At 29.7% G+C, this 4,572-nt stretch carries 4 protein-coding genes and 1 pseudogene; 2 read left to right on the forward strand and 3 right to left on the reverse strand.

The features are described 5' to 3' along the window. Positions 1–93 precede the first annotated feature (93 nt). A complete protein-coding gene (locus tag GW534_RS15460) occupies positions 94–1,167 on the reverse strand; it encodes a restriction endonuclease (protein WP_161921878.1) in 1,074 nt (357 codons plus the stop codon). Positions 1,168–1,290: 123 nt separating this feature from the next. Here GW534_RS15460 and GW534_RS15465 point away from each other — a divergent pair, with 123 nt between their 5' ends. Beyond that, the gene (locus GW534_RS15465; RefSeq protein WP_161921879.1) at positions 1,291–1,794 is read left to right on the forward strand and encodes a hypothetical protein; all 504 of its coding nucleotides are present in this window, start codon (positions 1,291–1,293) and stop codon (positions 1,792–1,794) included. Positions 1,795–2,795: 1,001 nt separating this feature from the next. Continuing rightward, positions 2,796–3,425 carry a hypothetical protein gene (locus tag GW534_RS15470; protein ID WP_161921880.1) on the forward strand — a complete coding sequence of 210 codons (630 nt, stop codon included), beginning with the start codon at positions 2,796–2,798 and terminating at the stop codon, positions 3,423–3,425. Between the two features lie 335 nt (positions 3,426–3,760). Here the strand turns inward: GW534_RS15470 and GW534_RS16960 are convergent. Both GW534_RS16960 and GW534_RS16965 read right to left on the reverse strand, forming a co-directional pair. Next, a pseudogene (locus GW534_RS16960) lies at positions 3,761–4,105 on the reverse strand (transposase); the annotation flags it as partial. 12 nt (positions 4,106–4,117) lie between these two features. Beyond that, positions 4,118–4,572, reverse strand: a 455-nt coding sequence (locus GW534_RS16965) for an IS3 family transposase (RefSeq protein ID WP_161921881.1), incomplete at its 5' end; no start/stop codon positions are given.

Raw genomic sequence — 4,572 nt, forward strand, 5'->3', positions numbered from 1 at the left:
AAAAACAGACGTTGTACAAGAAGAATCTGAAAAATATATTGAACAATTAACAATGTTTTAAAAATGAGCCGTACAACTTGTACGGCTTTTTCTTTATTCAATATTATATTCTACTTTACATTGTATAACTAATTCTTCAAGTAATTCCTTCATATGTCCGTTTTCAATAACATAGTTTAAATAATTGTATAATTTCTCAATATTAATGATTTCTTCAAAACAATCTAAGTATCTTTTTAAAACTTCTTTATCTTTGAATTGTCTCTCGGCATCTTGAAGTATTCTACTTCTTATTTCCTCTTCGTCTAATTTTGTTTTTATCACAAAAGTAATTGGAAACTTATTTAATTTATCAATATCTAAGAAGTATTTTTTGAAATTCAAATCTTCAGTTACTTGATAAATTTTCCCTAGTGGTTTTAATAAATAATCTATTCCACCATCATTAGCGTTAGTTCTTCCAGTTTTGTAAAGTACAAGGTTGTGTTCTTCTAGAGATTCCTCTGAAAAGCCGAATAACACCGTTTTATCGATATAGACATACTTTAAAATACAAAATGCTACAATTTCAAAAATACGAGCATCTATATTTGGCTGTAATTGATCTCTTATAAAATCAATAGCTGCTTGAGGATTTTCTTCATAAGTATTTTCAAGTTCAATACACTTTTCAAAGAATAATTCAAATATTTCTGATTTTAACTCAACATATTTATCAATTATTTCAATTACATCTTTTGCTAAATTAATTCCATCAAATATTAATAATTCTTCATTAAACCAATACTTGCTTTTTTCAGTATCACGAATAATTGGAGTTAATCCATTATGAAACTTAGCAAACTCTTCATTTAATCGGTGATTTAATGCATGGTTTTGTAATTTTGCTCCAAACTTTAATTCTCTTTGTCTATTAAATAGAGGTGTAAAATCAGCACCTTCATAATCTTTGTAATCTTTATCGCCATCTAAATACCCTTTATTGATATAATCCTCTACTAGTACATAAATAGCATAAAGATTTGCGAAAGATCCTCTAGATTTACTGTTTCTCCCTACACTTGCTGTCTTTCTTTTTAAATATTGTATTAGTGGTAATTCTAATATTTCTTCTGCTCTTTCTGGATGGTTTTTAAAAATAATTTCATCGATAAAATTTTGTGACATTTTTTCCCTCCGAAAAATTTATTTGTACATCCTTAATTATTATCTTGATAAAATTCTTACAAGTCAAGGTAACGGTGATTAAATTGGAGAATTTTGAGTATAATGTAGTATAGAGGTGATATTGTGAACAAAATAATTTGTTTCAGTGCTTCAAGTAAAGAGGCATATAACAATTTTATAAACACAACTACAAAACCTATTAAAGATGAATTAATATCAGAACAAATTACAAGTAAATGTGATGAAGATTATTTTTTGTGGGCTATGAGATACAGCAAAAAAAATGAATCTTTGTGGAAAAAGATAAATAAAGGGGATTACGCTTTATTTTATAGAAATAAGAAATTTATAGGATATGGTGAAATTCTGGGTACATTTTTGAGTGAGGAATTAGCAAGTAAATATTACAATAATATTATTTACAAGTTAATTATTGTTTTAAAATCAGTTAAAGTTATGGAATTTAGTCGTGAAAAGATGTGGAAATTATTTAAATATAGCGATGTAGCAAGGATACAAGGTATGATGATTCCTAATTTAGTGGTTCAAAAACAATTATTAAATGAACATAATAACATAGCTAACTTAATTAATCATATTTTAGATTTACAAGAAAACATTAGTTGATGCCTTCCTTAATTATTGGAAGGCATTTCCAGTAGTTAGTTGAATTTTTATTGCTAGTATTATTTTACACTTTTACTAGAACATTTATTTGTGAGATTCACTAATGTTTCCTACAGACTTTTCTAGAAAGTATTTTCTAAATATTAGCATCTATTTAGAGGATAAATATGTCTAGTAACGGAATTAAAAAATTTTTTGATACAACATGATAATATCAACTTTAGATTGTTAAATATTAATTAAAGCCCCAGTTATAAGAAGCCATTCGGGGTCAACGCATAACATTTAATTTATTGACAGTCATAACACTTATACTTTGATAGAATTAATTACTAATAAAGTAAAATTTGATTCCTTTCGGTAAGGACATGGTGAAATTGAAACAACATTAACCAATTCCCCATTTCATTAAGGAACTAAAGGAAAGGGATCAGATGAAAATGTACTGCACCTTCGACGTATTCTCCTCTCTAGTTTAATTTTGTCACATAGAATTTCTTGACTCTAAATAATAACTATAAAGATAAAAATAAACAACGAATTTTAATTACAATTAAAGACGGGATTAGTAATGAAAAACAAATATTGCAAGGGTCCATACTGGGAATCTAAAAATTACCCGAGTGAAGAAAGTAAAAATGTAAATGTATTATTTTATCATCTTCTAACAATCAGTGAGGAAGAATATCCAGAATTACTTTGAGGAGTTAAAGCATTTGGTTGCTAGAAACGTAGACAAAGAAGAGCTAATTTATATCCCCTTCCCTTTACTATAATTAAAAGTTCCAAAAACATTAATAAAACTTTAATTAACCAATTTGAAGCCCAAAACAATGAGAAAGAAGCTATAAAGCTCTAATTTTGATGTAGTAATCATCATAAATCCATGTAAAACTGATTTTGACGGTCTATATAGGTATTACTATAATTTATTTGAAATTTAAATATTAAGGGGCTTTTTCGAACATGTTTTTTCATTAATTAAGAGGGAGTGGTTTGAAATGGAAATGTATATTAAAAAACAAGAAAAACTACCTGAGAACGGGAAAAAACTATTCTTACAAACTAGTGAGTTTTATGGTTCAGCAGATCTTGGATTGGGAGATATGTTCCAAATATACACTTACATAACCGGATACAAACTTTCTGCTGATACACTGGTTGATGCATTCATAAATGGTCATTTAACTAAATTCGATAATTACATATATTCAATCATTTACAATTACAAGCAATTTATAGAGTTATCTATGAAAACGATATATTATCTTCATTCAAATGAAACTTTAGAAAGTATAGAACAAAACATTACTAGAGTGAATCAAAACTTAGTATTAACTTGGGGTTTAATTGAACCGCTACTTAATCAAATTTACACAACCGCAGAAGATGTTAATGTAATGAACGCTGCAAAAGAATACATTATTGAATTCCAAAATTTTATTGAAAAATCATTTGATTTCATATACCCATTTACGATAGATATTATCACATCGTCATCAACAGAAAAAAGAATTGATGTAATAAACTTGAAAGAAAGAATAGAAGAACTTTACCAATTCTTTAATCAAAGTGACTGGGCACTTGTTGAATATTTAGAATCCAAAAATAGTGAAGCTCACACACTCTAAAGTAAATTACTGATACCCCAACATTTTAACGCGTATCTGAAATAACCATCAAAACCTTTGGATCTACGTCAAGTTTTTGGACACAAAAAGATTAAGTTTTTTTGCACAACAACCATTCATGGATTGTTCCACGTCCCAAGTAGATTGTCAAAGTGAAAAGATCCTTTGACAATCTACTTGGGACATGGAGAAATAAACCCATGGCTGTTGTGCCAAAAAAATGTGAAGGGGGAAGTGGTTCTGTACCCCATGTTTTACGCTGCTATTCGGCACATTTTTTCGTATTCATCCGGTGTCAAATAACCAATGCTCCCATGAATTCGTTTGCGATTATATCAACCTTCGATGAATTGAAATAACGCAATTCTCGCTGTCTCAAAGCTTTCGTATTTGGTTAGATACACTTCTTCTTTTTTCAATATGGCATGAAAAGATTCAATACAAGCGTTGTCATATGGACATCCTTTTCGACTAAATGACGAAACCATTTCATGTTTTTTTAGTAGTTTTTGAAAGGCTTCACTTGTATATTGTGTTCCTAAATCTGTATGCACGATAAGACCAGGATCGGGCTTTTGATCTTGAATCGCATTCTGAAGTGCTTCCAGCACAATTTCTGTTGTCATGGTACGAGAGAATTTATATCCGACCACTTTTTTTGTATGTAAATCAAGAACGGACGCTAGATAACACTAACCATCACGAAGCGTATGGACATATGTAATATCAGCTACCCATTTTTCGTTGATTGTTGTTGTAGTGAAATCTTGATTTAATACATTTTCTCGTTCTTCTACGGGCTTTTGTGTTGGTGTTGGGCGGAATTTTTTTACAATACATGATTGGATGCCTGCTTGTTTCATCAAACGTTGAACTCGATTGATACTACCTGTATAGCCTTCTTTTTTAAGTATTTCAAAGATTTTAGGGGCCCCATAACGACCCTTACTTTCTTTATGGATTACTCGAATTCGTTCAAGCAGTTGTTCGTTGGCGACATGATAGCTATTCGGCTTCTTGTGAAACGATTGATAATACGTACTTTTAGGCATCTTTAAAACACGACACATCATTTGGATTGGATGATGTTCGCTTTCTTTTGTAATCAAGTCAATCAGTTCTTGCTCATCTATTTTCTCGCGAATAT

Source organism: Pallidibacillus pasinlerensis (genome assembly GCF_009996845.1).
Lineage (GTDB): Bacteria > Bacillota > Bacilli > Bacillales > Caldibacillaceae > Pallidibacillus > Pallidibacillus pasinlerensis.

Excerpts from the sequence above, each read along its gene's own strand:
- GW534_RS15460 (WP_161921878.1), bottom strand. The coding sequence starts at position 1,167 with ATGTCACAAAATTTTATCGATGAAATTATTTTTAAAAACCATCCAGAA.
- GW534_RS15470 (WP_161921880.1), top strand. The coding sequence starts at position 2,796 with ATGGAAATGTATATTAAAAAACAAGAAAAACTACCTGAGAACGGGAAA.